Annotated in this window: 19 protein-coding genes and 1 pseudogene; 9 read left to right on the forward strand and 11 right to left on the reverse strand. The window is 64.2% G+C overall.

From position 1 onward, the window contains the following. Positions 1-105 precede the first annotated feature (105 nt). The 3 genes from ubiA to G365_RS0110675 all read left to right on the forward strand — a co-directional run bounded on the left by ubiA (position 106) and on the right by G365_RS0110675 (position 3,820). Positions 106-1,002: a 4-hydroxybenzoate octaprenyltransferase gene (gene ubiA, locus G365_RS0110665; RefSeq protein WP_245554735.1), complete on the forward strand. Its 897-nt coding sequence runs from the start codon at positions 106-108 to the stop codon at positions 1,000-1,002. Then, positions 999-1,682: a class I SAM-dependent methyltransferase gene (locus tag G365_RS0110670; RefSeq protein ID WP_019645516.1), complete on the forward strand. Its 684-nt coding sequence runs from the start codon at positions 999-1,001 to the stop codon at positions 1,680-1,682. Before ubiA ends, G365_RS0110670 begins: the two co-directional genes overlap by 4 nt. A gap of 236 nt (positions 1,683-1,918) precedes the next feature. Then, a complete protein-coding gene (locus G365_RS0110675) occupies positions 1,919-3,820 on the forward strand; it encodes a methyl-accepting chemotaxis protein (protein WP_245554736.1) in 1,902 nt (633 codons plus the stop codon). Positions 3,821-3,865: 45 nt separating this feature from the next. Here the strand turns inward: G365_RS0110675 and G365_RS0110680 are convergent, their stop codons facing one another. From G365_RS0110680 to G365_RS0110690, 3 genes are all read right to left on the reverse strand, one after another. Next, on the reverse strand, positions 3,866-4,618 hold the full coding sequence (locus G365_RS0110680) for a cobalt-precorrin-6A reductase (RefSeq protein WP_019645518.1): 753 nt from the start codon (positions 4,616-4,618) through the stop codon (positions 3,866-3,868). Then, entirely contained in the window at positions 4,615-6,243 is a 1,629-nt protein-coding gene (locus G365_RS0110685) for a GMC family oxidoreductase (protein ID WP_019645519.1), read from the reverse strand. The genes G365_RS0110680 and G365_RS0110685 overlap by 4 nt, the downstream gene beginning before the upstream one ends. A 90-nt stretch (positions 6,244-6,333) precedes the next feature. Further along, positions 6,334-8,643 carry a hybrid sensor histidine kinase/response regulator gene (locus G365_RS0110690; RefSeq protein ID WP_081628517.1) on the reverse strand — a complete coding sequence of 770 codons (2,310 nt, stop codon included), beginning with the start codon at positions 8,641-8,643 and terminating at the stop codon, positions 6,334-6,336. Between the two features lie 173 nt (positions 8,644-8,816). On the opposite strand from G365_RS0110690, the gene G365_RS0110695 reads away from it, so the two are divergent. Continuing rightward, a complete protein-coding gene (locus G365_RS0110695; RefSeq protein WP_019645521.1) occupies positions 8,817-9,482 on the forward strand; it encodes a hypothetical protein in 666 nt (221 codons plus the stop codon). Between the two features lie 94 nt (positions 9,483-9,576). Here the strand turns inward: G365_RS0110695 and G365_RS0110700 are convergent, their stop codons facing one another. The 5 genes and pseudogenes from G365_RS0110700 to G365_RS0110720 form a co-directional block, all read right to left on the reverse strand. Continuing rightward, on the reverse strand, positions 9,577-10,362 hold the full coding sequence (locus G365_RS0110700; protein WP_019645522.1) for a MetQ/NlpA family ABC transporter substrate-binding protein: 786 nt from the start codon (positions 10,360-10,362) through the stop codon (positions 9,577-9,579). A gap of 74 nt (positions 10,363-10,436) precedes the next feature. Further along, on the reverse strand, positions 10,437-11,222 hold the full coding sequence (locus G365_RS0110705) for a MetQ/NlpA family ABC transporter substrate-binding protein (protein WP_019645523.1): 786 nt from the start codon (positions 11,220-11,222) through the stop codon (positions 10,437-10,439). 47 nt (positions 11,223-11,269) lie between these two features. After that, on the reverse strand, positions 11,270-11,929 hold the full coding sequence (locus G365_RS0110710) for a methionine ABC transporter permease (protein WP_019645524.1): 660 nt from the start codon (positions 11,927-11,929) through the stop codon (positions 11,270-11,272). A 41-nt stretch (positions 11,930-11,970) separates the two neighbouring features. Beyond that, positions 11,971-12,720: pseudogene (locus G365_RS0110715) on the reverse strand (methionine ABC transporter ATP-binding protein); the annotation flags it as partial. 327 nt (positions 12,721-13,047) lie between these two features. After that, positions 13,048-13,506, reverse strand: coding sequence for a winged helix-turn-helix transcriptional regulator (locus G365_RS0110720; protein ID WP_019645526.1), 459 nt, complete (start codon positions 13,504-13,506; stop codon positions 13,048-13,050). 71 nt (positions 13,507-13,577) lie between these two features. On the opposite strand from G365_RS0110720, the gene G365_RS0110725 reads away from it, so the two are divergent. After that, positions 13,578-14,534, forward strand: coding sequence for an aromatic alcohol reductase (locus tag G365_RS0110725; protein WP_019645527.1), 957 nt, complete (start codon positions 13,578-13,580; stop codon positions 14,532-14,534). On the opposite strand, the gene G365_RS21160 is transcribed toward G365_RS0110725, so the two are convergent. After that, positions 14,487-15,419, reverse strand: a complete 933-nt coding sequence (locus G365_RS21160) for an AraC family transcriptional regulator (RefSeq protein WP_019645528.1) — start codon at positions 15,417-15,419, stop codon at positions 14,487-14,489. The two genes, G365_RS0110725 and G365_RS21160, sit on opposite strands and share 48 nt — an antisense overlap. Before the next feature lie 80 nt (positions 15,420-15,499). Between G365_RS21160 and G365_RS0110735 the strand changes: the two genes are divergently transcribed. After that, positions 15,500-16,651 carry a YbfB/YjiJ family MFS transporter gene (locus G365_RS0110735; RefSeq protein ID WP_019645529.1) on the forward strand — a complete coding sequence of 384 codons (1,152 nt, stop codon included), beginning with the start codon at positions 15,500-15,502 and terminating at the stop codon, positions 16,649-16,651. 62 nt (positions 16,652-16,713) lie between these two features. On the opposite strand, the gene tyrS is transcribed toward G365_RS0110735, so the two are convergent. Beyond that, a complete protein-coding gene (gene tyrS / locus G365_RS0110740; RefSeq protein WP_019645530.1) occupies positions 16,714-17,982 on the reverse strand; it encodes a tyrosine--tRNA ligase in 1,269 nt (422 codons plus the stop codon). Positions 17,983-18,103: 121 nt separating this feature from the next. Here tyrS and G365_RS0110745 point away from each other — a divergent pair, with 121 nt between their 5' ends. Then, positions 18,104-19,246, forward strand: coding sequence for an anhydro-N-acetylmuramic acid kinase (locus tag G365_RS0110745; protein ID WP_019645531.1), 1,143 nt, complete (start codon positions 18,104-18,106; stop codon positions 19,244-19,246). A gap of 61 nt (positions 19,247-19,307) precedes the next feature. Here G365_RS0110745 and hisN read toward each other — a convergent pair whose 3' ends face one another. Then, positions 19,308-20,099: a histidinol-phosphatase gene (hisN, locus tag G365_RS0110750; RefSeq protein WP_019645532.1), complete on the reverse strand. Its 792-nt coding sequence runs from the start codon at positions 20,097-20,099 to the stop codon at positions 19,308-19,310. 179 nt (positions 20,100-20,278) lie between these two features. Here hisN and G365_RS0110755 point away from each other — a divergent pair, with 179 nt between their 5' ends. After that, positions 20,279-21,025, forward strand: coding sequence for a 3-deoxy-manno-octulosonate cytidylyltransferase (locus G365_RS0110755; RefSeq protein WP_019645533.1), 747 nt, complete (start codon positions 20,279-20,281; stop codon positions 21,023-21,025). A 46-nt stretch (positions 21,026-21,071) separates the two neighbouring features. After that, entirely contained in the window at positions 21,072-21,947 is an 876-nt protein-coding gene (locus G365_RS0110760) for a prephenate dehydratase (RefSeq protein WP_019645534.1), read from the forward strand. Positions 21,948-21,959: the final 12 nt, after the last annotated feature.

The raw sequence follows: 21,959 nt of genomic DNA on the forward strand, positions 1-21,959 counted from the left end.
CGGCGGGCAGTGCCGGAACCGGGCGATGAGTTTGCTGTGTTGAGTTTGCCGCTGGGCGTCGGTATGTATACCCCTATGACTGACACAAGGCCAATGATTGGCGATATGCCGACCGATGGATGGATCGACCGGATCCTGCCGGAGGCATGGCGCCCCTACTGCAAACTGATGCGGCTGGACCGCCCGATCGGGGTCTGGCTGCTGCTGTTCCCCTGCTGGTGGTCAGCCTCGCTGGCCTCGGCGGTGGAAGACATCGGCCCGCTGGAATGGCTGACGCTGATTATCCTGTTCGGCATCGGCGCTACGGTCATGCGCGGTGCCGGATGTGTGATTAACGATATCCTTGACCGTGATATTGACCGGCAGGTGGCCCGTACCGCTGCCCGACCGCTGGCCAGCGGGGCGCTGACCGTGCGGCAGGCCGGGGTGTTTCTGGTGGCCCTGCTGCTGATTGGGCTGGGGGTGCTGCTCAGTCTGTCAAAAGCGGCGATTCTGGTCGGTATCGGCTCGGTCCCGATGTTTGTCCTCTACCCGCTGATGAAGCGGATCACCAACTGGCCGCAGGCGTGGCTGGGCCTGACCTTCAACTGGGGGGCACTGGTCGGCTGGGCTGCCGTGACCGGCACTGTCGGCCTTCCGGCGTTGCTGCTGTTTGTCGGCGGCCTGTTCTGGACGCTGGGCTATGACACGATTTATGCCCATCAGGACCGCGAGGACGATCTGGCGGTCGGGGTTAAATCGTCGGCACTGGCGCTGGGCCGGAACACCCGGGGTGTGGTGGCGGTGTTCTATCTGCTGGCCTGGGGGCTGTTTACCGCCGCCGGGGCCATGACCGGGCTCAATATGGCGTTTTATGCGGTGATGCTGGCGGTGCTGGGGCATTTCGTCTGGCAGATTCTGGCGCTGGATATTGACCACGGCCCCACCTGTCTGCGGCTGTTCAAGTCGAACAAGACGTTGGGCTGGATTGTGCTGCTGGCGATTGTTGTGGGGCAGGTGTGACCCTTCCCGATGCCCGCGCGTTCATTCAGCGGCATACGGTCCCTGACCGTCCGGGCCTGACGCCGGAACTGACGCTGCATCTGGCAACGGATGTGACGCCGCTGTGGACCGCGACGCAGGACTTTCTCGATCAGCATGGTCTGGAGCCGCCGTTCTGGGCTTTCGCGTGGCCGGGCGGGCAGGCACTGGCGCGGCTTCTGCTTGATCAGCCTGAGCTGGTGCGGGGCAAGAGTGTCCTGTCCTTCGCCGCAGGCGGGGGGATTGAGGCCATCGCCGCCGCCCGGGCCGGGGCCGCCCGGGTGTTGGCCAATGACATTGATCCCCTTGCCCTGACAGCCTGTGACCTGAATGCCGGACTGAACGGTGTGACCCTGACGGTCTGCGGCGATAACCTGCTGGGGGGAGCCCTGCCTTCGGGGTGGGAAAGCCCGGAGATCGTTCTGGCCGGGGATGTCTGCTATGACCGGGGGATGGCCGCCCGGGTGATCCCGTGGTTGCGGCAGCGGGCTGAGGCGGGTGCGGTTGTCCTGATGGCGGACCCCGGTCGGGCTTATCTGCCGCAGGAAAGCCTGAGCAGTGGCCACCTGCGGTCGGTGGCCGTCTATACCGTTCCCACCTCACGGGCGGTTGAAGATGAAGAACATCGGGAAACCCACGTTTTTCAATGGCTTTGCTTCTGAAATTGAAAATCTATAACAGTTATTCCCGCTCCCGTAGTCATTAAGACCTATGGATGGTGCGGCTTTTGTATTTGTACCCGGTAATATGACCCCATATGATAGGCTTTATCGAATGATCTCCGACTGATCAAAGGGGGGGCGGAGACAGAGGGAGTTTCAGAATGGCCGCACATGGGGTTGGCAGCGGGGTGCCGGGGGGTGCCCGCAAGAGTATTATGACCAGAATATTAATGATAATGGTTGTAATGGTTTTGGTGATTTTTGCTGCCTTTTCGATTTATCTCGACCGTTATCAGAGAACACAGATAGAAGCCGAGCTTGAGGCGTCGCTTGAAAGTACCGGTCGGGGTGCCGCTGCCGGTCTGAGTGACTGGCTAGAGGCCCGGACCCGGCTGATCCGGACGATTGCCGAGACGCAGGGCAGCGTCTCTGACGAGAAAGCCGTTGAGGCGTTTCTGAAAGCCAAAGTCCTGACGGAAACCTTCGAGACGGTCTATATCGGCCGTGACAGCGGTGTCTTTACGGCCTGGCCTCTCCCGACTCTGCCGCCGGGTTTTGATCCCCGTACGCGTCCGTGGTACACGCTGGCCGCAGGGGTCAAAACACAGGTGGTGGTACCGCCCTTTGTGCAGGCGGCCACCAAACAGCTGGTGATGACTGCCGCTGTCCCGGTGATACAGGACGGTAAAGTGGTCGCGGTCGCGGGCGGTAACTTTACGGTCAAGGCGTTGGGCGAGATGCTGCAGAGCATCACGCTGGGCGGGCTGGGGTATGCCTTTGTGGTTGACGCCAAAGGCACTGTCCTGATGCATCCGGATCCGGCGCAGGCGACCAAAACCCTGACTGATCTCTTCCCGCAGAACACGCCGGTGATCGGCACCGCCACCACCCATAGCGTTCAGAATGGCCGCCCGGTAATGGTGCGGTTCGCACCGTTGACTGTCCCCGGGACCCAGTGGTCTCTGGCCGTGGTGGTGGATGAGGATCTTGCGTATGCCTCGCTGACCACCTTCCGCCTTGCTGCGGTGATTGCTGCCGTGGTGGGGGCGCTGCTGCTGATCATCCTGATGCAGCAGGCCCTGAAGCGGGTGGTGGCATTGCCGGTCACCGGCATGACCGCCGCAATGCGGCGTCTGGCGGATGGTGACCTGCAGACGCAGATCCCCGGTCTGGAGCGTGAGGATGAGGTTGGGGCAATGGCCTCTGCCGTGCAGGTGTTCCGGGATCATGCGCTGGAGCGTCAGCGGCTGGAGGCGGAACAGGCTGATGCCAGCCGGGCGCGGGAACAGCGCACCCAACGGATGGAACAGCTGATTGCGGCCTTCGACCGCGACATGCTGCAGGTGCTGGAATTGGTGACCTCGGCGGCGACGGAGCTGGAAGCCACCGCCCAGTCCCTTCAGGCCACCGCCCATCGTTCTGCCGGGGATGCGACCACGGCGGCGGCGGCGACCGAGCAGGCCTCGGTCAACGTGAAAAGCGTGGCGTCTTCCACCGACATGCTGGTCCGGTCGATTGCCCATATCGCTGACAATGCCGGAGAATCGCGGCAGGTGGCGGAGCAGGCGATGGAGGCAGCAGCACGCACCGATCAGACCGTTCGGTCACTGGTGCAGGCCACGGACCGTATCAGTCAGATTGTCGGCCTGATCAATGATATCGCCAGCCAGACCAACCTGCTGGCGCTGAACGCCACCATCGAGGCGGCGCGGGCCGGAGAAGCCGGAAAAGGCTTTGCTGTTGTGGCGAATGAGGTGAAAAGCCTTGCCAACCAGACCGCCAAGGCCACCGGTGACATTGCCGCCCAGATCGGGGAAATCCAGTCAGTCTCCAATGAGACGGTGCAGGCCATTCAGGGCATTGCTGGGGTGATCACCCGGGTCAATACGCTGGCCGGGGATATCTCGCAGGCAGTTGAGCAGCAGGGGGATTCCACCCGTGAAATCGCCCGCAATGTCGCCGAGGCGGCGCAGGGGACGCAGGATGTATCCAGCAGCGTCACCAACGTGACCGAAGGGGCGCGGGAAACCGGGGACAGTGCCGCACAGGTGCTGGGGGCTGCGGTTGAGCTCGCCCGACAGGCGGAAACCCTGAAGGCGAAGGTTGACAGCTTCTTCCACGATATCCGCGCGCTATAACGTGTGCGGGGTTCTGTCCCGCTGAGTGTGCCGGAGGCGGCGGGATTACCCTGCCGCCTCCAGCCATGTCAGGGCCTCTGCCACCGTTGCGGCGCGGGCGGTCTGCGGGCGGGCAGGCCGTTGCAGCATCACCACCGGTATTCCCAGCCTGCGGGCGGCGGCAAGTTTGCCGTCCATCGGGCCACCGCTGTTTTTGCAGACCACGGCTTCGATGCCGTGGTGACGCAGCAGGGCTTCTTCCTCTGCCTGTGAAAACGGTCCCCGGGCCAGAATCCATTCGGCAGCGGCAAAGGTGGGCGGTGGATCCGGCAGGTCAACGGCGCGGATGACAAAATGGCAGGTGGTCAACGGGGTAAAAGCGGCGACCTCCTGACGGCCCAGAGCCAGAAATGCCCGGCCCGTGCGCAGGCGTCGCAGCACCGCAACCGCCTGATCCCAGTCTGTGACCTCATGCCAGCGGTCCTCCGGTCCGGCCTGCCAGGCCGGTCGGTCCAGCCGTAACAGGGGAAGACCCTGCTCTGTGCAGGCCGCCGCAGCGTTCCACCCCATCCGCCGGGCGAAGGGGTGAGTCGCGTCAATGACCGCCGCAATCCCTTCCGTGCGGAGGAATGCCGCCAGTCCTTCGGGGCCCCCGAAGCCACCGCTGCGGGAGTCTCCGGCAGGCAGGCGGGGGCTGCGGGTCCGACCGGCCAGCGAGCTTAAGCACCGCCAGCGGGGATGATCCTGCAGGGCTTCAGCCAGGGCGTAGCCTTCCCCGGTACCCCCCAGAACCAGAACGGTGCGCCGGGGTGCGGTCATTGCGGACGCAGGTCTTCGGCCATCATGTCTGCCGCTTTTTCGGCAATCATGATCACCGGGGAGTTGGTGTTGCCGGATGGGATTGTCGGCATCACCGATGCATCGACAATCCGCAGGCCGTGCAGACCATGCACCCGCAGCCGGGCGTCGGTGACAGCCAAAGGATCATCCCCCATTTTGCAGGTGCCCACCGGATGGAAAATCGTGGTGGCGATATTGCCGGCTGCGGTGGCCAGATCGTCATCGCTGGCAATCTGCGGGCCGGGTAACATCTCCTGCGGACGATAGCGGGCCAGCGCCTGTGTTGCCATCAGTCGCCGGGTCAGGCGGATGGAGTCCGCCGCAATGCGCCGGTCTGACGGTGCCGACAGGTAATTGGCGAAAATCGATGGCTGCCGGGCCGGATCGGTAGAGCTGATGTGGACATGACCGCGGCTGTCGGGGCGCAGATTGCAGACTGACGCGGTCACCGCCGGGAAGGGGTGCAGCGGTTCCCCCAACTTGTTGGTTGACAGCGGCTGGACGTGATATTCCAGATCCGGGGTTGCCACTTCTGGCCCGCTGCGGGTGAAGATGCCGAGCTGGCTGGGGGCCATCGACAGCGGGCCGCTGCGGGTCAGCAGATATTGCAGACCGATTTTGGCTTTTCCGAACAGGCTGTTGGCTATTTCGTTCAGCGTTTTGCCGTTTTCAATGCGGAATACGGTGCGGATCTGCAGGTGATCCTGCAGGTTTTCGCCCACTCCCGGCAGGGCGTGACGGACGGAAATACCATGCCCCTGAAGCCGGTCAGGCTGGCCGATCCCGGACAGCTCCAACAGTTTGGGGGAGTTGATCGCCCCGGCTGCCAGCACCACCTCTGCCCCGGCCCGGGCCTGACGGGCCTGCCCGTTGACTGTGTAGGTGACACCGGTGATGCGGCTGCCGTCCAGCGTCAGGCCGGTGGTCAGGGCCTGTGTGATGACCCGCAGGTTGGGCCGTCCTTCCGCCGGGCGCAGGAAGGCCTTACTGGTATTCCACCGCACGCCGCCGCGCTGGTTGACCTCGAAGTATCCTGCCCCTTCATTGGTGCCGGAGTTGAAATCAGCGGTCGGGGGAATCCCGAGTTCTTCAGCGGCTTTGACGAAGGAATCGAGGATATCCCAGGACAGGCGCTGCTTTTCCACCCGCCATTCTCCGCCACTGCCGTGCAGCGGGGTTGCCCCGGCATAGTGGTCTTCGGACTTGCGGAAATAGGGCAGGATATCCTCCCAGCCCCAGCCGGGATTGCCAAGCTGCCGCCAGTGATCGTAGTCGCGGGCCTGCCCGCGCATGTAGATCATGCCGTTGATCGAGGAACAGCCCCCGAGGACCTTGCCGCGCGGATAGTTCAGGCTGCGCCCGTTCAGGCCGGGATCGGGCTCGGTCTTCATCATCCAGTCGGTGCGCGGATTGTTCATGCAGAACAGATACCCGATCGGGATGTGAATCCATGGATAGGTATCCCGGGATCCGGCTTCCAGCAGCAGGACGCGATGGGCGGGGTTTTCGCTCAGGCGGTTGGCCAGCACGCATCCGGCGGTTCCTGCCCCGACAATAATGAAGTCATAGAGGCCGTCATCAACGGCTGATACCGTGGCGGTCATTGATCTGATCCCTCCCATACGAGATCGCACTTTTTGTATACAGTATTGGGGGGATGCAGCGGTGACAAACAAAAACGCCGCGCTGCTAGCTTATGGTGTGGTGCGCGATGCAGTCCGGATCCGGTGCAGGGCGTTGGCCAGATCGGCGGGCAGGAAAGGCTTGGGCAGAATAGGCCATGGGCTGCTGGGGCTGCCGCAGACCCGCAGCAGGTGCGGTTCAGGCTGACCGGCGGCGGTCATCAGCAGAATGCGGGGCGGCTCAGGCTGGCGGGTCAGCCAGTCGGCCAGATCGACTCCGGTATCCGGTACCGGCCCGGTGGTGCTCTCCGGGGGCATGGTGATGTCGGTCAGGACCAGTGCCGGGGCATCCTGCATCTGCGTCAGCCGGGTGAAGATCCGCCGGGCTTCGGCGGCGGTGGCGGCGGTACTGACGCGGTAGCCCAGTTCCCGCGCCGTTTCCGCCACTGTCTGGAGCAACGGGGCTTCATCCTCCACCACCAGAAGATGCTCTCCCTCCCCCTGCGGCAGCGGGCCGGGCACCGTGACCGATGGCGGGCTGTCCGGCGGGCTGCGGCGGGGAAAGCTGAGGCGGACCCGGGTGCCAGCCCCGGGCTGACTGTCGATGGACAGGGTGCCGCCAGCCGCTTCCGCAAAGGCGGCGACCATGCTCAGGCCCAGCCCGGTGCCCTGTCCCACCGGCTTGGTGGTGAAAAACGGGGTGGCCGCCTGTTCCAGCACAGCGGCAGGCATGCCGCAGCCGGTATCGGCGATTTCCAGCAGGACCCGGTCGGGGCCATCGGGCCGGGCGGAGACGGTGATCTCTCCCCCACCGGCAGGCAGGGCATCACGGGCGTTCAGGATCAGGTTGACGACCGCACTTTCCAGCTGGGTGGGGTCGGCATCAATCCACAGACCGGTGTCTGTCTGGGGCTCCGGGGTCGCGCCAGCGGTCAACAGCCGTACCGTGGCGGGCAGGGACCGCCCGACCATCCGCCCGACCTGCGCCAGACTGTCGGGTAGGTTCAGGCGTATTTTGACCGGATCGCGGCGGCGGGCGAACAGCAGCAGTTGATTAACCAGATCGCGGCCCTGCCGCCCGGCTGCCACGGCATCATCCAGAAGCTGCTCATCCCGGGGATCGAGGATGCCGTCGAAGCGGGTTTTCAACACATCCAGGTTGAACAGCACCAGTGTCAGCAGGTTGTTGAAATCATGGGCAAGGCCGCTGCTCATCTGTCCGACCAACTCGGCCTGCCGCATCTGGGTCAGGCGGTTTTCCGCCTCCACACGCTCGGTGATGTCCGTCAGGGATCCGGCAATACGGACCAGCGTGCCGTCGCGCCGCCCGCCCCGCAGCCCTTTCCCGCGGAACTCCACCCAGCGGCGGGGGCCGGTGCCATGGGCTTCCAGCGGGCAGCGCACTTCCAGCGCCGGGGTTTCGCCCCGGCGGTGGCGGTCCACGGCGTCAAGAACCGCCGCCCGGTGGGTGGCGGCCAGACAGCCCATCACCCGACTGGTTGCAACGGTACGCCCTTCGCCATTGGCTGCGTCCAGCCCCAGAATGGTCAGGGCGCGGGCGGACAGATAGACCTCCGGGCTGCCGGGGTGCCAGTCCCACAGGCCATCCCGGGCCCCGGCAAAGGCGGCGCGGTAGCGGTCTTCGCTGTCGTGCAGGCGGGTCAGGGTATCCCCCAGATGCAGACGGACCCGGTCGAGGGCTGCCACCAGCGCCGTATGCTCCCGGGCCATGCGCACCGGGGCACCGTCTTTGTTCTGATGGAAATCAAAGCTGGCGATTTCCGCCGGGCTGCGGCTGCTGAAGGCCAGCGCCTGTTCGGCCAGCCGTTCGGTCGGTCGGGCCACCACCCGTTGCAGAAAGACCAGCAGCAGCCCGGCCATGCCGACCACCACCGCAGTCACAACCGCTGCCACTGCCGCCAGCTGCCCGATCAGCAGATCGCGGATATCAGCCAGATCCGCCGTGACTGTCAGAAAGCCGATCCGGGTGGTCTGGCCGTCAATGGTCCAGTACAGCGCCGCCTCCTGCCGCATCGGCTCCCGCGCCGGGGTGCCGATGTTAACCGGGCCGATATAGTCGGCTTCCAGCTGCGAGGCGGTGATATAGGGGTGGGCGTTGATGGCGGTCAGGATCATCCCGATCATTGCCCGGTCCCCGCCCCAGGTGGCGAAGGACAGCGGATCGCGGTTGGTTTCAATCACCGCGCTGATTTCATCCTGAACCCGGTCGAGCTGGCGCAGATAAAGCGCGGTACCGACCACCGCCCCGGCAATCACGGCCAGCAACAGGCCAAGGCCGATCACCGGCACGGCAATGGTGCGCCGCAGCGAGCGGGGTGGGGGGGGCGGCAGGGATCCAAGGGGTGGCGATGCTCTCATCATCGGGCCATGCTACCCGGTTTTTCCACCGGCGCGACGGGGAAAACGCCGGGGGCAAAACAGATGGGGATAACCGGCGGCGGCGACTGTACAGGGCCGGGGGGCTGGGCTACACAGGGGTAACGGAAAAGGCCCGCCACCGCGCCGGACCATGCCGCAGGAGTGAGACAACGGGGATGACCGCAGAGGTTCTGCTCGCCACCAGCATTGATTTTGCCTTCAGCCAGATGGAAGACCGGATTTTGGTCCGGTGCCTCGATCAGGCCGGGGGATCGCATCATCTGTGGCTGACCCGTCGGCTGACCCGGGCCTTTTTGCAGCAGTTTGGCTCTCTGCTGGCGGTGACAGCCCCGGCGGGTGGCGTCACCGACGCCCAGCGGCAGGCGATGGTGTTGTTTGAGCATCTGGATGCCCTGAATGATCAGGCCGCGCTGGCACGGGACCGCGAGGCCAGCGCCCTGACGTCCGGTGCGGTGCCGGTGGTGCCCGGCCAGAGCGTGCCGGTTCCCGCTGTGCCCCCCCCGCCCGTGCCGGACCCGGCGACAGACCCGGAAACAGCTCCGGTCCCGGCGGAGCCCACTGTGACCCCTGCCGCTGATACGGTGCTGATGACCCGGATAGATGTCACCCCGCAGGAAGGCCGGTTTGATCTGCGCCTGTTCGGCGGTGAAAGCCGGGCCGTGATGCTGCCCCTGACCCGGGGCGATGCCCACCGCCTGCTGGCGGTTCTGCTGCGCACCGCCGCTCAGGGGGAATGGGGGCTGGACGATGAGGTCGGCTGGGTCAGTGACGGCACCCGTCTGATGCAGGGCCGGGATGTGGCGACCGTCCGGCGGCACTGACGCCTCCCCCCTGATGTATCCCTGAAATTCAAAGAAAAAAGGGTGACAGCTCGCAGGCTGCCACCCTTTCTGTCTTTTCAGCCGGATCAGGCGATCAGAACGCCGGAACGACAGCACCCTTGAAGGTGTCGAGGATGAAGGCGCGGACCTGATCGTTCTGATAGGCGGCCACCAGATCCTTCACCCAGGCGGCGTCTTTGTCCTTGGTCTGAACGACGACGATGTTGGCGTACGGGCTCTTGGCGTCTTCGATCACCAGCGAGTCCTTCAGCGGGTTCAGACCGGCTTCCAGCGCATAGTTGGTGTTGATTGCGGCGGCGGTCACGTCGGGCAGGGAGCGCGGCAGCTGGGCGGCGTCCAGCTCGACGAACTTCAGGCCCTTCGGGTTTTTGGTGATGTCGGCGGCACCCGGGGTCAGACCGGTCTTCGGGTCCACTTCAATCAGGCCGCTTTTGGCCAGCAGCAGCAGGGCGCGGCCCCCGTTGGACGGATCGTTAGGGATCGCGACGGAATCGCCCGACTTCAGGTCGGCCAGAGTCTTGATCTTCTTGGAATACACGCCCATCGGCTCGACGAAGTTGGTGCCGACGACGGTCAGGTCGTAGCCACGGTCCTTCTTCTGCTGATCCAGATACGGCACGTGCTGGAAGCTGTTGGCATCCAGATCGCCCGAGGCCAGCGCCTGATTCGGCAGAATGTAATCGTTGAAGGTGACGATCTTCAGGGTATGGCCCTTGGCCTTGATGATCTCGGCGACCTTTTCGGCCACCTGCTCATGCGACCCGGCGGAGACACCCAGCTTGATTTCCTTTGCGACCGCCGGGGCGGCGATCAGAACGGCGGAGACCGCAGCAGCGGCGAGAGTGGAGAGAAGACGCATCGGTCGTTTCCTTTTTTGCTGTTGGGCCGGTGCGGGGAATGCTGTCCCCGCGCCGGTACTCTGAGACAGGTTGATCAGAAGGCCGGAACCACGGCACCCTTCAGGTCATCGGTGATGAAGGTGCGGATCGCCGGGTCGTTGTACGCGGCGACCAGATCCTTCACCCAGCCTTCGGACTGGTTCTTGCCCTGCACCACGATCACATTGGCATAGGGGCTGTCGGCGTCTTCGCGGGCGATGGAATCCTTGGTCGGATTGAGTTTGGCTTCCAGCGCGTAGTTGGTGTTGATGGCCGCCAGCGTCACGTCGGGCAGGGAACGCGGCAGCTGGGCAGCGTCCAGCTCGACGATCTTCAGGTTCTTCGGGTTCTTGGTGATATCGGCGGCACCCGGGGTCAGGCCTGCCTTGGCATCCACTTCGATCAGGCCCAGCTTGGCCAGCAGCAGCAGGGCGCGGCCACCGTTGGACGGATCGTTGGGGATTGCCACCGAGTCACCGGCCTTCAGATCGGTCAGCGCCTTGATCTTATCGGAGTACACGGCCATCGGGGCGACAAAGCTGGCACCGACGATGGTCAGGTCAAAGTTGCGGTCTTTCTTCTGGCGGTCGAGGTACGGCTTGTGCTGGAAGCTGTTGGCGTCCAGATCACCGTCGGCCAGCGCCTGATTGGGCAGCACGTAATCGCTGAAGGCGACGATTTTCAGGGTGTGACCCTTGGCCTTGATGATCTCGGCGACCTTTTCGGCCACCTGCTCATGTACGCCGGTGGTGACACCCAGCTTGATCTCTTTCGCAAAAACCGGGGCGACAGTCAGGGTCGCCAGGGCGGCAGCGGCCGCCAGCGTGGACAGAAGACGCATCGGATAACTCCTGAGAGCCAGTGGGGGATGAAAAGAGGGGGAAAGGGTCAGATATTGCGCTTGTCGGCTTTACGGGCCAGCCAGTCACCCAGCATCTGCACGCCCTGCACCACCACGATCAGGGTGATCACCACCGCGATCATCATGTCGGGACGGAACCGCTGATACCCATAGCGGATGCCAAGGTCACCCAGACCGCCGCCGCCGACGGCCCCGACCATGGCCGAATAACCGATCATTGCCACCGCGGCGAGGGTGATGCCATGGATCAGCCCGGGCAGGGCTTCGGGCAGCAGCACCTTGGCCACCACCTGCCACGGGCGGGCGCCCATGGCCTGTGCCGCTTCGATCAGTCCGCTGTCAACCTCTCGCACTGCGCCTTCGACAATCCGGGCCAGAAACGGTACGGCGGCGACGGTCAGCGGCACGATTGCGGCGCTGGTGCCGATTGATGTGCCTGCCACCAGTCGGGTGAAGGGGATGATGGCCACGGCCAGAATGATGAAGGGGATGGAACGGGCCGCGTTGATAACCGGTCCGGCGATCAGCTGGAACAGCGGGGCCTCGAACAGTTCCCCCCGGCGGGAGGTGGCGAGCAGGATCCCCAGCGGCCCGCCGATCAGCAGGCTGATCACCAGCGCCACGGAAACCATGTACAGGGTTTCCAGCGTGGCATTGAGCAGCAGCGGCAGAATGGCGGACAGCATCACAGCACCTCTTCGGCGGACAGGTCGGCGTCGATCAGGCTGTCAAGGCTGTGCAGTTCGTGCAGCATTGACTGGGTGACCGGATGCGCCGGGTTGGCAAACACGTCGGCGGTGACGCCGGTTTCAATGATTTCCCCGTGATCCATCACCGCCACGCGGTCACACAGCAGGCGCACCACATCCATTTCGTGGGTGATGACCACCATGGTCAGGTTCAGGCGGCGGTTGATGGTTTTCAGCAGGGCCAGAATCTGGCGGGTGGTTTCGGGGTCCAGCGCCGATGTCACCTCGTCACACAGCAGAACCTGCGGCGAGCTGGACAGGGCACGGGCGATGCCGACGCGCTGCTTCTGCCCCCCCGACAGTTCCGCCGGGTAACGGTCACGCTTGTCAGCCAGCCCGACGAGGGGCAGCAGCGGGTCAACCGCAGCGGCGATCTCAGCCTTGCTGGCCCCGGCCAGTTCCAGCGGCAGGGCAACGTTGTCATAGACCGTGCGCGAGGACAGCAGGTTAAAATGCTGAAACACCATGCCGATACGGCGGCGGAACAGCGGCAGGTCACGGGTGGGCAGGGCGGTGACATCGCGGCCTTCCACCTCCACCGTTCCGGCGGTCGGCCGTTCCAGCAGGTTGATGGTGCGCAGCAGGGTTGATTTGCCCGCGCCGGACCGGCCGATGATACCGAAAATCTCCCCCTTACCGACGGACAGGCTCACCCCTTTCAGGGCAGTGTGCGGCGGTGTTCCCCGGCGGGCGGGGTAGGTTTTTTCGACGGAACTCAGACGGATCATGGCGACACCCGGACAAACAAAAAAACCGCTTTCCCTTACGGTAAAGCGGTGCAAAACGGATATCCGAAAAGCCCCTCGCTTTAGCCGCATTTATCAAGCGCCCGCAAGCTGAGAAGCAAATCGGCGCGTTGGATCCAACTTAGTCGGTCATTCGTCATACAGCAATCTTTTTTCACATGCGTTTTGTGCATGATGGTTATGCGGTGGGAAAAATAACGTTCTTTTGTTGTGGATTCTCGGAGATATTATCTGCTTGGCCCCTATGCTGAGGGAGCAGCAGACGTTTGCCGTGGTGCAGGAGGCAAAGGCCGATCAGCCTTCCGCAGTTCATCCTTTTTCGGGGGCGAAGATGTCTGCTCTTTCGGCAGAGACCCGGTCAAACGCATTCCGCGCCGCGCGGAAACTGTCCACATTCTCTACGATCCATGTCCAGAGAGGAACCATCCGCACCAGCATTTCCAGACCGGTTTCGGACAGGGCGTATTCGACGTGGGGGACAACCTCCTCGAAGTCATGGCGTACCACCAGTCCGTCCCGTTCGAGATGGCGAAGCGTGCGCGTGAGCATTCGCTGCGTGATTCCATGCATGCGCCGACCGATTTCCGTATGGCGAAGCTGCCCATACACGCCAAGCGTATGAATGACGCCAAGCGACCAGCGATTTCCGGCGTGGGTCAGGACTTCCCGGCGGACGGCGTCATCATCGTCCCTGAGGCCGTCGCAGACAGTCTGCGAATACTGGAGGATGTCCTCCCGGCTTAACAACCGAACAGCAGTATCACTCATGTACCTTTCTTTCTTACCTGCGGGCGGGCTGCCATATGGGGGCTGCAACCAACCCTGAACGAGTCTGACTGATGAATGATACACGCCCCAACATGACGTCGCGCAATATCCTGGTGCTGGGGGCCGGTGAACTTGGTATGCCGGTCCTGCGTAATCTTGCCCGTCGGGCGAAAGGCATCGACGGTGCCGCGATCAGTGTGCTGCTGCGTCAGAGCGCCCTTGAGTCCGGAAATCCGGTCAAGCAGCGCGACATCGCGGAAATCCGTGAGGCAGGCATCGATATTGTCCTTGGAGATCTCGTCAACGATTCGATCGACGGACTGGCATCCCTGTTTTCCCGTTATGACACGGTGATTGGCTGTGCCGGTTATGCGGCTGGGATCGATACGCCGATGAAACTCGCGAAGGCGGCTCTGCAATCAGCGGTTCCGCGCTATTTCCCGTGGCAGTTCGGTGTCGATTTTGAGGCGATTGGCCGTGGTGGACCACAGGATATTTTCGATGCACAGCTTGATGTGCGCGAACTGCTTCGGGCGCAGGACAGGACGGAGTGGGTTATCATCTCCACTGGCATGTTCATGAGCTATCTGTTTGAGCCGGAATTCGGCGTTGTCGACTTGAAGAACCGCGAAGTCCATGCGCTTGGCAGTCTCGACACGGCGGTGACTTTGACGACTCCTGAAGACATCGGGATGTTGACTGCTGAGATTGTTTTTTTCGAGCCGACAATCCGTAACGAAATTGTCTTCCTTGCCGGTGATACCGTTACCTATGGAGAGGTCGCGGATAAGCTTGAGGCGGCATTGGGGTGTTCGTTCAGGCGTTCCGTATGGACTGTGCCGTTCCTTATGCAGGAACTGAGGGACGACCCGAAAAATATGATGCGAAAGTACCGTGCCGCCTTCGCGATCGGTCGCGGCGTAGCGTGGGATAAGGCAGGGACATTTAACCATCGTCAGGGCATTCCGGTCACCGGCGTATCAGCTTTGATCGAAGCTGGTCTGCACATTGCAAAAGACAGGGCCTGACGCCCAGGCCGACGTTGCTGCTGTGTGGTAGGGTGGTCTCAGAGGACTTCCTGCGGTCCTCTCTGTCGCCGATAGATCGCTCCGGCGGTAGGCGTCCGGGCTGAGCCCGGTTTCCGCCCGGAACATGGCGATGAAGGCGGAAACGGAGGCATAGCCCAGCTCCAGCGCGATGGCGGTGATACTGACTCCGGTCGCCAGAAGCTCCTGACTGCGGAACAGGCGCAGCCGCCGCCGCCATGTCCGCAGGGTCATGCCGGTTTCTGCCTGAAAGTGGCGGGTCAGGCTGCGTTCCGACAGGCCGAGGGCTCTGGCCCAGTCATCCAGCCCGCGTGGATCATCGGGGCTGGCGTAGAGGGCTTCACACAGCTGAATCAACTGCCGCCGCCGGGGCCACGGCAGGGCTGAGGGCAGGGCGGTCAGCCGGGGCAGGGTGGCAAGGATCAGGCTGTTGACCTGTCCGGCATAGGGGCTGCCATCGTCGGCCCGCTGGAGGCCGGTGGCTTCGATGATCAGGGCGCGGAGCAGGGGCGGAACCGCAAACACAAAGGGCAGTGTCGCCAGCCCGGTTCCGGCGGTCTCCGCCACATACAGGCTGCGGTATTCGGCCCCGCTGCGGGTGGCGACGGCATGGGGGGTGCCGCCGGGCAGCCAGACAGCCTGTTCCGGCGGGATGACAAAGCGCCGCCCGTCGAGGAACACCGTCAGCGCCCCGGTGATGGCATAGACCATCTGGTGCCAGTCGTGGCTGTGATCGGGAAAGTAATGGCGGGCAGGCAGTGACTGGGCCCGCACCCGCAGGGGATCGGGGCGTTGATCGGCGTCAGGCACGGACAGGGGCTGCCAGTCCTCTCCGGCTGGAAACAGATGTTGGCGGCTGATCGACATTTATTGTCATTCCATCGCAAGACAGACGGCCTGCGGCACCGTAACACTGTTTGCTGATTGATCCCAGACGGAGACTCCCCATGTCGCCCCGGTTCCGCTGGCAGGTGTTGACTGCCGGAATTTGCTCGCTTGTCCTGACCATCGGGCTGGCCCGCTTTGCTTACACCCCGATGCTACCGCTGATGAAGGCGCAGGCCGGGCTGGATGATGCGCTGGGCGGTCTGCTGGCGACGGTCAATTATGCCGGGTATATGGCCGGAACGCTGATTGCGACGGCAGTATCGGCCCCGGCAACGCGGCTTCGGCTGTACCGGGCCGGGCTTCTGGCCGGAGTGATTGGCGTGGCGGGGATGGGCATGACCACCGATCCGTGGCTGTGGATGATCCTGCGGTTTGTTGCCGGGGTCAGTGCTGCCGGTGGGATGCTGCTGGGGTCCGGCATGGTGCTGGCCTGGCTGGTGGCGCAGGGCCGCCGCCCGGAGCTTGGCGTTCATTTCGCCGGTCTGGGACTGGGGATTGTGGTGTCCGGGGTTCTGGTGCTGCTGATGATGGCCTGGCCGTGGGACCGGCAATGGCTGGGGATGGGGGTGCTGGCGGCGGTTCTGCTGATCCCGGCCTGGGGCTGGATGCCGATGATGGCGCCGTTGGCCCGCAAGGCGGCAGAAGGTCCGGTCCGGTCCGGTGGCGGCAGTGGCTGGCTGCTGGTGCCAGCTTACTTCTGTGCCGGGGTCGGCTTTGTGGTCAGTGCCACCTTTCTGGTGGCGGTGACGGAACGGGTGCCGGATCTGCGCGGCACCGGCCCGACGGTGTGGGTGGTCACCGGGCTGGCCGCGATGCCCGCCTGCATTCTGTGGGACCGGGTGGCACGGCGGCTGGGGGATATTCCGGCGCTGATCGCCGCCTATGCGGTGCAGATCGTTTCGATCCTGCTGCCGGTGCTGTCTGACGGCCTGATCGCGGCATTGGCCGGGGCGGTGCTGTTCGGCGCCACCTTTATCGGCATCGTGGCGATGACGCTGGCCTTGGCCGGGCGGCAGTTTCCGGCCAATCCCTCGCAGGCAATGGCCCGCCTGACCCTGTCTTATGGGGTGGCGCAGACCATCGCCCCGGGGATCACCGGATTTCTGGCAGACCGCAGCGGCAGCTACAATGCCGGGCTGATCATGGCAGCGGTGGCGATGGGGGTGGGGGTTCTGATGCTGGCGGCGATGCGGACGCCGAAGGGGGCATAAAGCAAAACGGGCCGCATCGCTGCGGCCCGTTGCGTCTTTCCGGTGGATGAGACGGCTGAGGATCAGCCCTGCTTCACCAGCGCGTGCTTCTTCTTGCCGGCGGAGAGCTTGATCACCCCGTCGGCCAGATCGGCGGCAGAGGCGGTCTGGTTTTCGTCCTCGACCTTGGCGTCGTTGATCTTCACGCCACCGCCACGCACCAGACGGCGGGCTTCGCCCTTAGAGGCAGCCAGACCGGCTGACACCAGCAGGTCGATCACCGGCACCGCTGCCGACAGGTCGGCGGTGATGGTCGGCAGATCCCCGGCGACGCCGCCTTTCTCGAAGGTTTCCTCGGCGGTGCGGCGGGCGGCGGTGGCAGCATCGACGCCCCGGGCCAGTGTGGTCACCGCATCGGCAAGGATCTTCTTCGCTTCGTTGATCTCAGCGCCTTCCAGCTTTTCCAGACGGGCGATTTCGTCCAGCGGCAGCTCGGTGAACAGGCGCAGGAAGCGGCCGACGTCGGCATCTTCAGTGTTGCGCCAGAACTGCCAGAAGTCATAGCCCGGCAGTTTTTCTTCGTTCAGCCACACCGCGCCATTGGCGGTCTTGCCCATCTTGGCACCCGACGCTGTGGTCAGCAGCGGCGAGGTCAGGCCGTAGACTTCCTTGTACCCTTCGGTCTGGCCATCCTTGCGGCGGGTCAGTTCCACGCCGTTGATGATGTTGCCCCACTGGTCGGAGCCGCCCATCTGCAGCCGGACACCCCGGCGGCTGTTCAGCTCGCGGAAGTCATAGGCCTGCAGGATCATGTAGTTGAATTCAAGGAAGGTCAGCGGCTGTTCACGGTCCATCCGCAGCTTGACCGAATCAAAGCTCAGCATGCGGTTGATGGTGAAGTGCACGCCGAAATCGCGCAGGAAGTCGATGTAGTTGAGCTGACCCAGCCAGTCGTTGTTGTTGACCATCACCGCATCGGTCGGGCCGTCACCGAAGGTCAGGTACTTGGAAAAGACCTTCTTAATGCCATCCATGTTGGAGGCAATCTGTTCGTCACTCAGCAGCTTGCGGGCTTCGTCCTTGAAGGACGGATCGCCGATGCGGCTGGTGCCGCCCCCCATCAGGACCACCGGCTTGTGGCCGGTCTTCTGCAGCCAGCGCAGCAGCATGATCTGAATCAGCGAGCCGACGTGCAGGCTGTCTGCCGTGGCGTCAAAGCCGATATAAGCCGGGACGATTCCGGCTGAGAGCGCGGCGTCCAGTCCCTCCAGATCGGTACACTGGTACATATAGCCGCGCTCGACCACGGTCTTCAGGAAGTCTGACCGGAGTGAAGCGTGCGGGGAACTCATGATGGGTCTCTTTCACTGGGGGTGCAAAGGGGCTAAGGTTTATACCGCCGCCTGTGCCCCACGGGTTAAGGGTAAGGGGCCCCGTTTATCACACTCCCCGCCGTATCACAACGAAGCAGCCATGACCGCAGCCGCCGCCAGCCCCGCGTTTTCCTCTTCTGTCCCCGCCGAAACCCCCGTCTTCCGCTGGGCGGTCGGGTTGATGAGCGGCACTTCCCTTGATGGGGTGGATGCCGCCCTGATCCACAGTGACGGGCGGCGGGTTGCGGCGTTCGGCCCGGCCCACACCCGCCCCTATCCGCCCGATGTGCGGGACGCGGTGCGGGCCATTCTTGGGGAGCGGGGGGGCGAGGACGCCATTGCGGCGGTCGAGCGCACCCTGACCGACATCCATGCCGAGGCGGTGGAAGAGCTTCTTGCCGCTGCCGGTCTGACGGCGGCAGAGGTGGCTGCGGTCGGTTTCCATGGGCAGACCATCAATCACCGCCCGCAGGACCGGCATACCCGCCAGATCGGTGACGGGGGGCGTCTGGCCGCGCGTCTGGGGTGCCCGGTGGTCTATGATTTCCGTACCGCGGATGTCAGGGCTGGCGGGCAGGGGGCGCCGCTGGTGCCGGTCTATCATCAGGCCCTGTGTGCCGGGCATGATGCCTCCGGCGTGACGGCGGTGCTGAATATCGGCGGGGTGGCGAATGTCACGGTTCTGGCCGACGGGGCCGCGCCGCTGGCCTTTGACACCGGCCCCGGCAATGCCCTGCTGGATGACTGGGCGTTGCGCCATACCGGCGTGGCGGTGGACCGTGACGGTGCGCTGGCCCGGCAGGGGCAGGTGGATGCGACCGCGTTAACCCGCCTGATGGAACACCCCTATTTCTCGCGCCGTCCGCCGAAGTCGCTGGACCGCGATGATTTCGCGGCCCTCGCCCGCTGTGTTGATGGTCTGTCGGCTGTGGATGGGGCGGCAACGCTTGCTGCCTTTACGGTGGAAGCCTGCGCGCAGGCGCGGGTCTGGATGCCCGAGGCCCCGACCCGCTGGCTGGTCTGCGGGGGCGGGCGGCATAATCCGGCCCTGATGGCGGCCCTGCGGCAGCGGCTGGCGGTGCCGGTTGATCCGGTGGAAGTTCTGGGGTGGGATGGTGATGCGCTGGAGGCGCAGGCCTTTGCGTTCCTCGCCCTGCGGCATCTGGATGGTCTGGCCCAGACCTTCCCTGAAACCACCGGCTGCCCGGCCCCCATGGGGGGCGGGCGGCTGGCGATGCCATAATTATTTTATCTCAAACCCCGCCGGAAGATCTTTAATCCGGCGGGTTTTGCATTATTTTAAATTAGCCTTTAAGGCGCTGCATCGCTTCGGCGTGGCTGCGGGCATCCCCGGCGGCGAGGATGTGGCCGTCAGAGGTCTGCCCCAGCGGTCCGCCCTGCCAGTCGGTGATGATGCCACCGGCCCCCTGAATCACCGGGACCACGGCGGCGAAGTCGTACAGCTTCATCCCGGCCTCGCAGACCACATCGACAAAGCCGGTGGCGAGCAGCCCATAGGCGTAGCAGTCGGCGGAATAACGCCGCATCTTCACTGCGGCGTTCAGGCGGCCCCAGGCCGCGCTGTCATCGCCGGTAAACAGAGCCGGATCGGTGGTGAAGGCTACAGCCTGCCCCAGACCGGCACAGGCCCTGACCGAGATGTCCCTGCCGTTCAGGGTGCTGCGCTGACCGCTGACCCCGACCCAGCGCTCGCCGGAAATCGGCTGATCAATGATGCCCAGCACCGGCACCCCTTTATGCAGCAGGGCGATCAGGGTGCCGAAGGTCGGCATGCCGGTGATGAAGGATTTGGTGCCGTCGATCGGGTCCAGCACCCACACCCAGTCCGCACCGGGGTTGACGGTGCCGTGTTCTTCGCCGACCACGCCATCATCGGGGCGTTCGGCCAGCAGCAGGGTCCGCATGACCATTTCGGCCTCGCGGTCAGCCACCGTCACCGGGCTTTCGTCGGCTTTATCGTCCACCGAGACCGGGGTCCGGAAATAGGGGCGGATGACCCCACCGGCCGCATCCGCCAGCCGGTGAGCAAGGTCAAGGGTGCCGTCAGGCAGTACAATCGCGGTCATAGCCCCCATGCTGTACCTGTCCCGGTCCCGGCCTGCAAGTCTGCTGCCCGGTCCGGGCGGCAGAAACAGGCAAGGGCCATAAACATTTTGACGATCCGGGGGCGAAGCGGGCTAAATGGGCGCCCGGTCCGGGGGATGGTTCACCGGACCTGAAGTGGCCCCAAGCTGTTGTGAAAGAGGCATCCGGCATGTCCGCGTCATCTGTGTCCCCGCTGGTGGTGATACCGGCCCGCATGGCTTCCACCCGTCTGCCCGGCAAGCCGCTGGCGGATATCGCCGGGGCCCCGATGATCGTGCAGGTGTGGCGGCGGGCGATGGAGGCCGGAATCGGCCCGGTGCTGGTTGCCTGTGCCGAGGCCGAGATCGCTGATGCGGTGACAGCGGCGGGTGGGCAGGCGGTGCTGACCGACCCGGATCTGCCGTCGGGATCTGACCGGGTGTGGCAGGCGGTGCTGCGGTTTGATCCGCAGGCCCGGCATGACGTGATCGTTAACGTACAGGGTGACCTGCCGACGCTCGATCCGGCGCTGGTGCGCGCGGCGCTGGAGCCGCTGGCCGATCCGGCGGTGGATCTGGCGACGCTGGTCGCGGAGATCACCGAGCCCGAAGAACGCACCAACCCCAACGTTGTTAAGGCTGTGACCGGCCTTGACCGCACCGGCCGTCAGGGCCGGGCACTGTATTTCACCCGCGCCACGGCCCCGTGGGGGGACGGGCCGCTGTGGCACCACATCGGTCTGTATGCCTACCGCCGCAGTGCGCTGGAACGTTTTGTCAGCCTGCCGCCCAGCCCGCTGGAGCAACGCGAGAAGCTGGAGCAGCTGCGGGCGCTGGAGAATGGCATGCGCATTGACTGTGTGCGCGTTGACACTGTTCCGCTGGGTGTCGATACTCCTGCGGATCTTGAAAAGGCCCGGCAGATTCTGTCAGCCTGACCGGGATCTTACACGCTTTCTTTCAACCCCTAAAAACGAGACTGCAATGACGACCTCTCCGGATACCACCATTGCCTTTCAGGGCATGCCCGGCGCTTACTCCCACCTCGCCTGCCGGGCGGTGTTTCCGGAGTTTACCGCCTTGCCCAGTGCCTCGTTTGAGGATGCCTTTGCCAATGTCCGCGAAGGCCGCGCCAAGTACGGCATGATCCCGATCGACAACTCGGTGGCGGGCCGGGTGGCGGATATCCATCACCTGCTGCCGGGGTCTGGCCTGCATATCATCGGCGAACATTATCAGCCGGTACACCATCACCTTCTGGCCCTGCCGGGCACCAAAATCGAAGATATCCGCGAGGTGCGCAGCCATGTCCACGCGCTGGGGCAGTGCCGCAAGCTGTTCCGCGAACTGGGCCTGACCCCGGTGGTGGCCGCCGACACGGCGGGCAGTGCCCGCGAGGTGGCGGAGCGCGGTGACCGCCATATCGCCGCCATCGCCTCGGAACTGGCGGCGGAAACCTACGGTCTGGTGTCCCTGCGCGCCAATATCGAGGATGCCGCCCATAACACCACCCGCTTCATCATCATGTCGCGTGAGGCGGTGGACCCCGGCCCGAAGAGCGGCCCGGTGGTGACCAGCTTTGTCTTCAAGGTCCGCAACGTTCCGGCAGCGCTGTATAAAGCGCTGGGCGGTTTCTCCACCAATGGCGTCAACATGACCAAGCTGGAAAGCTATCAGATCGACGGCCAGTTTGTGGCGACCCAGTTTTTTGCTGAGGTGGAAGGCCATCCCGATGACCGTGCCGTGCGGCTGGCGTTGGAGGAACTGGACTTCTTCTCCCGCGAGGTGCGGATTCTCGGGGTTTATCCGGCCCATCCGTACCGCTTCCTGTCCCGTGCCAAGCTGGATGCCGGGGAATAATCTTCCGGTTAT

Origin of the sequence: Novispirillum itersonii subsp. itersonii ATCC 12639 (assembly GCF_000381985.1) — a bacterium.
In the GTDB taxonomy this organism is placed as follows: Bacteria; Pseudomonadota; Alphaproteobacteria; order Rhodospirillales; family Rhodospirillaceae; genus Novispirillum; species Novispirillum itersonii.

Bases quoted from the DNA above. Each gene is read 5' to 3' on its own strand.
- ubiA (WP_245554735.1), top strand. From the start codon at position 106: ATGCCGACCGATGGATGGATCGACCGGATCCTGCCGGAGGCATGGCGC.
- G365_RS0110675 (WP_245554736.1), top strand. From the start codon at position 1,919: ATGGTTGTAATGGTTTTGGTGATTTTTGCTGCCTTTTCGATTTATCTC.
- G365_RS0110680 (WP_019645518.1), bottom strand. From the start codon at position 4,618: ATGACCGCACCCCGGCGCACCGTTCTGGTTCTGGGGGGTACCGGGGAA.
- G365_RS0110685 (WP_019645519.1), bottom strand. From the start codon at position 6,243: ATGACCGCCACGGTATCAGCCGTTGATGACGGCCTCTATGACTTCATT.
- G365_RS0110690 (WP_081628517.1), bottom strand. From the start codon at position 8,643: ATGATGAGAGCATCGCCACCCCTTGGATCCCTGCCGCCCCCCCCACCC.
- G365_RS0110695 (WP_019645521.1), top strand. From the start codon at position 8,817: ATGACCGCAGAGGTTCTGCTCGCCACCAGCATTGATTTTGCCTTCAGC.
- G365_RS0110700 (WP_019645522.1), bottom strand. From the start codon at position 10,362: ATGCGTCTTCTCTCCACTCTCGCCGCTGCTGCGGTCTCCGCCGTTCTG.
- G365_RS0110705 (WP_019645523.1), bottom strand. From the start codon at position 11,222: ATGCGTCTTCTGTCCACGCTGGCGGCCGCTGCCGCCCTGGCGACCCTG.
- G365_RS0110710 (WP_019645524.1), bottom strand. From the start codon at position 11,929: ATGCTGTCCGCCATTCTGCCGCTGCTGCTCAATGCCACGCTGGAAACC.
- G365_RS0110720 (WP_019645526.1), bottom strand. From the start codon at position 13,506: ATGAGTGATACTGCTGTTCGGTTGTTAAGCCGGGAGGACATCCTCCAG.
- G365_RS0110725 (WP_019645527.1), top strand. From the start codon at position 13,578: ATGAATGATACACGCCCCAACATGACGTCGCGCAATATCCTGGTGCTG.
- G365_RS21160 (WP_019645528.1), bottom strand. From the start codon at position 15,419: ATGTCGATCAGCCGCCAACATCTGTTTCCAGCCGGAGAGGACTGGCAG.
- G365_RS0110735 (WP_019645529.1), top strand. From the start codon at position 15,500: ATGTCGCCCCGGTTCCGCTGGCAGGTGTTGACTGCCGGAATTTGCTCG.
- tyrS (WP_019645530.1), bottom strand. From the start codon at position 17,982: ATGAGTTCCCCGCACGCTTCACTCCGGTCAGACTTCCTGAAGACCGTG.
- G365_RS0110745 (WP_019645531.1), top strand. From the start codon at position 18,104: ATGACCGCAGCCGCCGCCAGCCCCGCGTTTTCCTCTTCTGTCCCCGCC.
- hisN (WP_019645532.1), bottom strand. From the start codon at position 20,099: ATGGGGGCTATGACCGCGATTGTACTGCCTGACGGCACCCTTGACCTT.
- G365_RS0110755 (WP_019645533.1), top strand. From the start codon at position 20,279: ATGTCCGCGTCATCTGTGTCCCCGCTGGTGGTGATACCGGCCCGCATG.
- G365_RS0110760 (WP_019645534.1), top strand. From the start codon at position 21,072: ATGACGACCTCTCCGGATACCACCATTGCCTTTCAGGGCATGCCCGGC.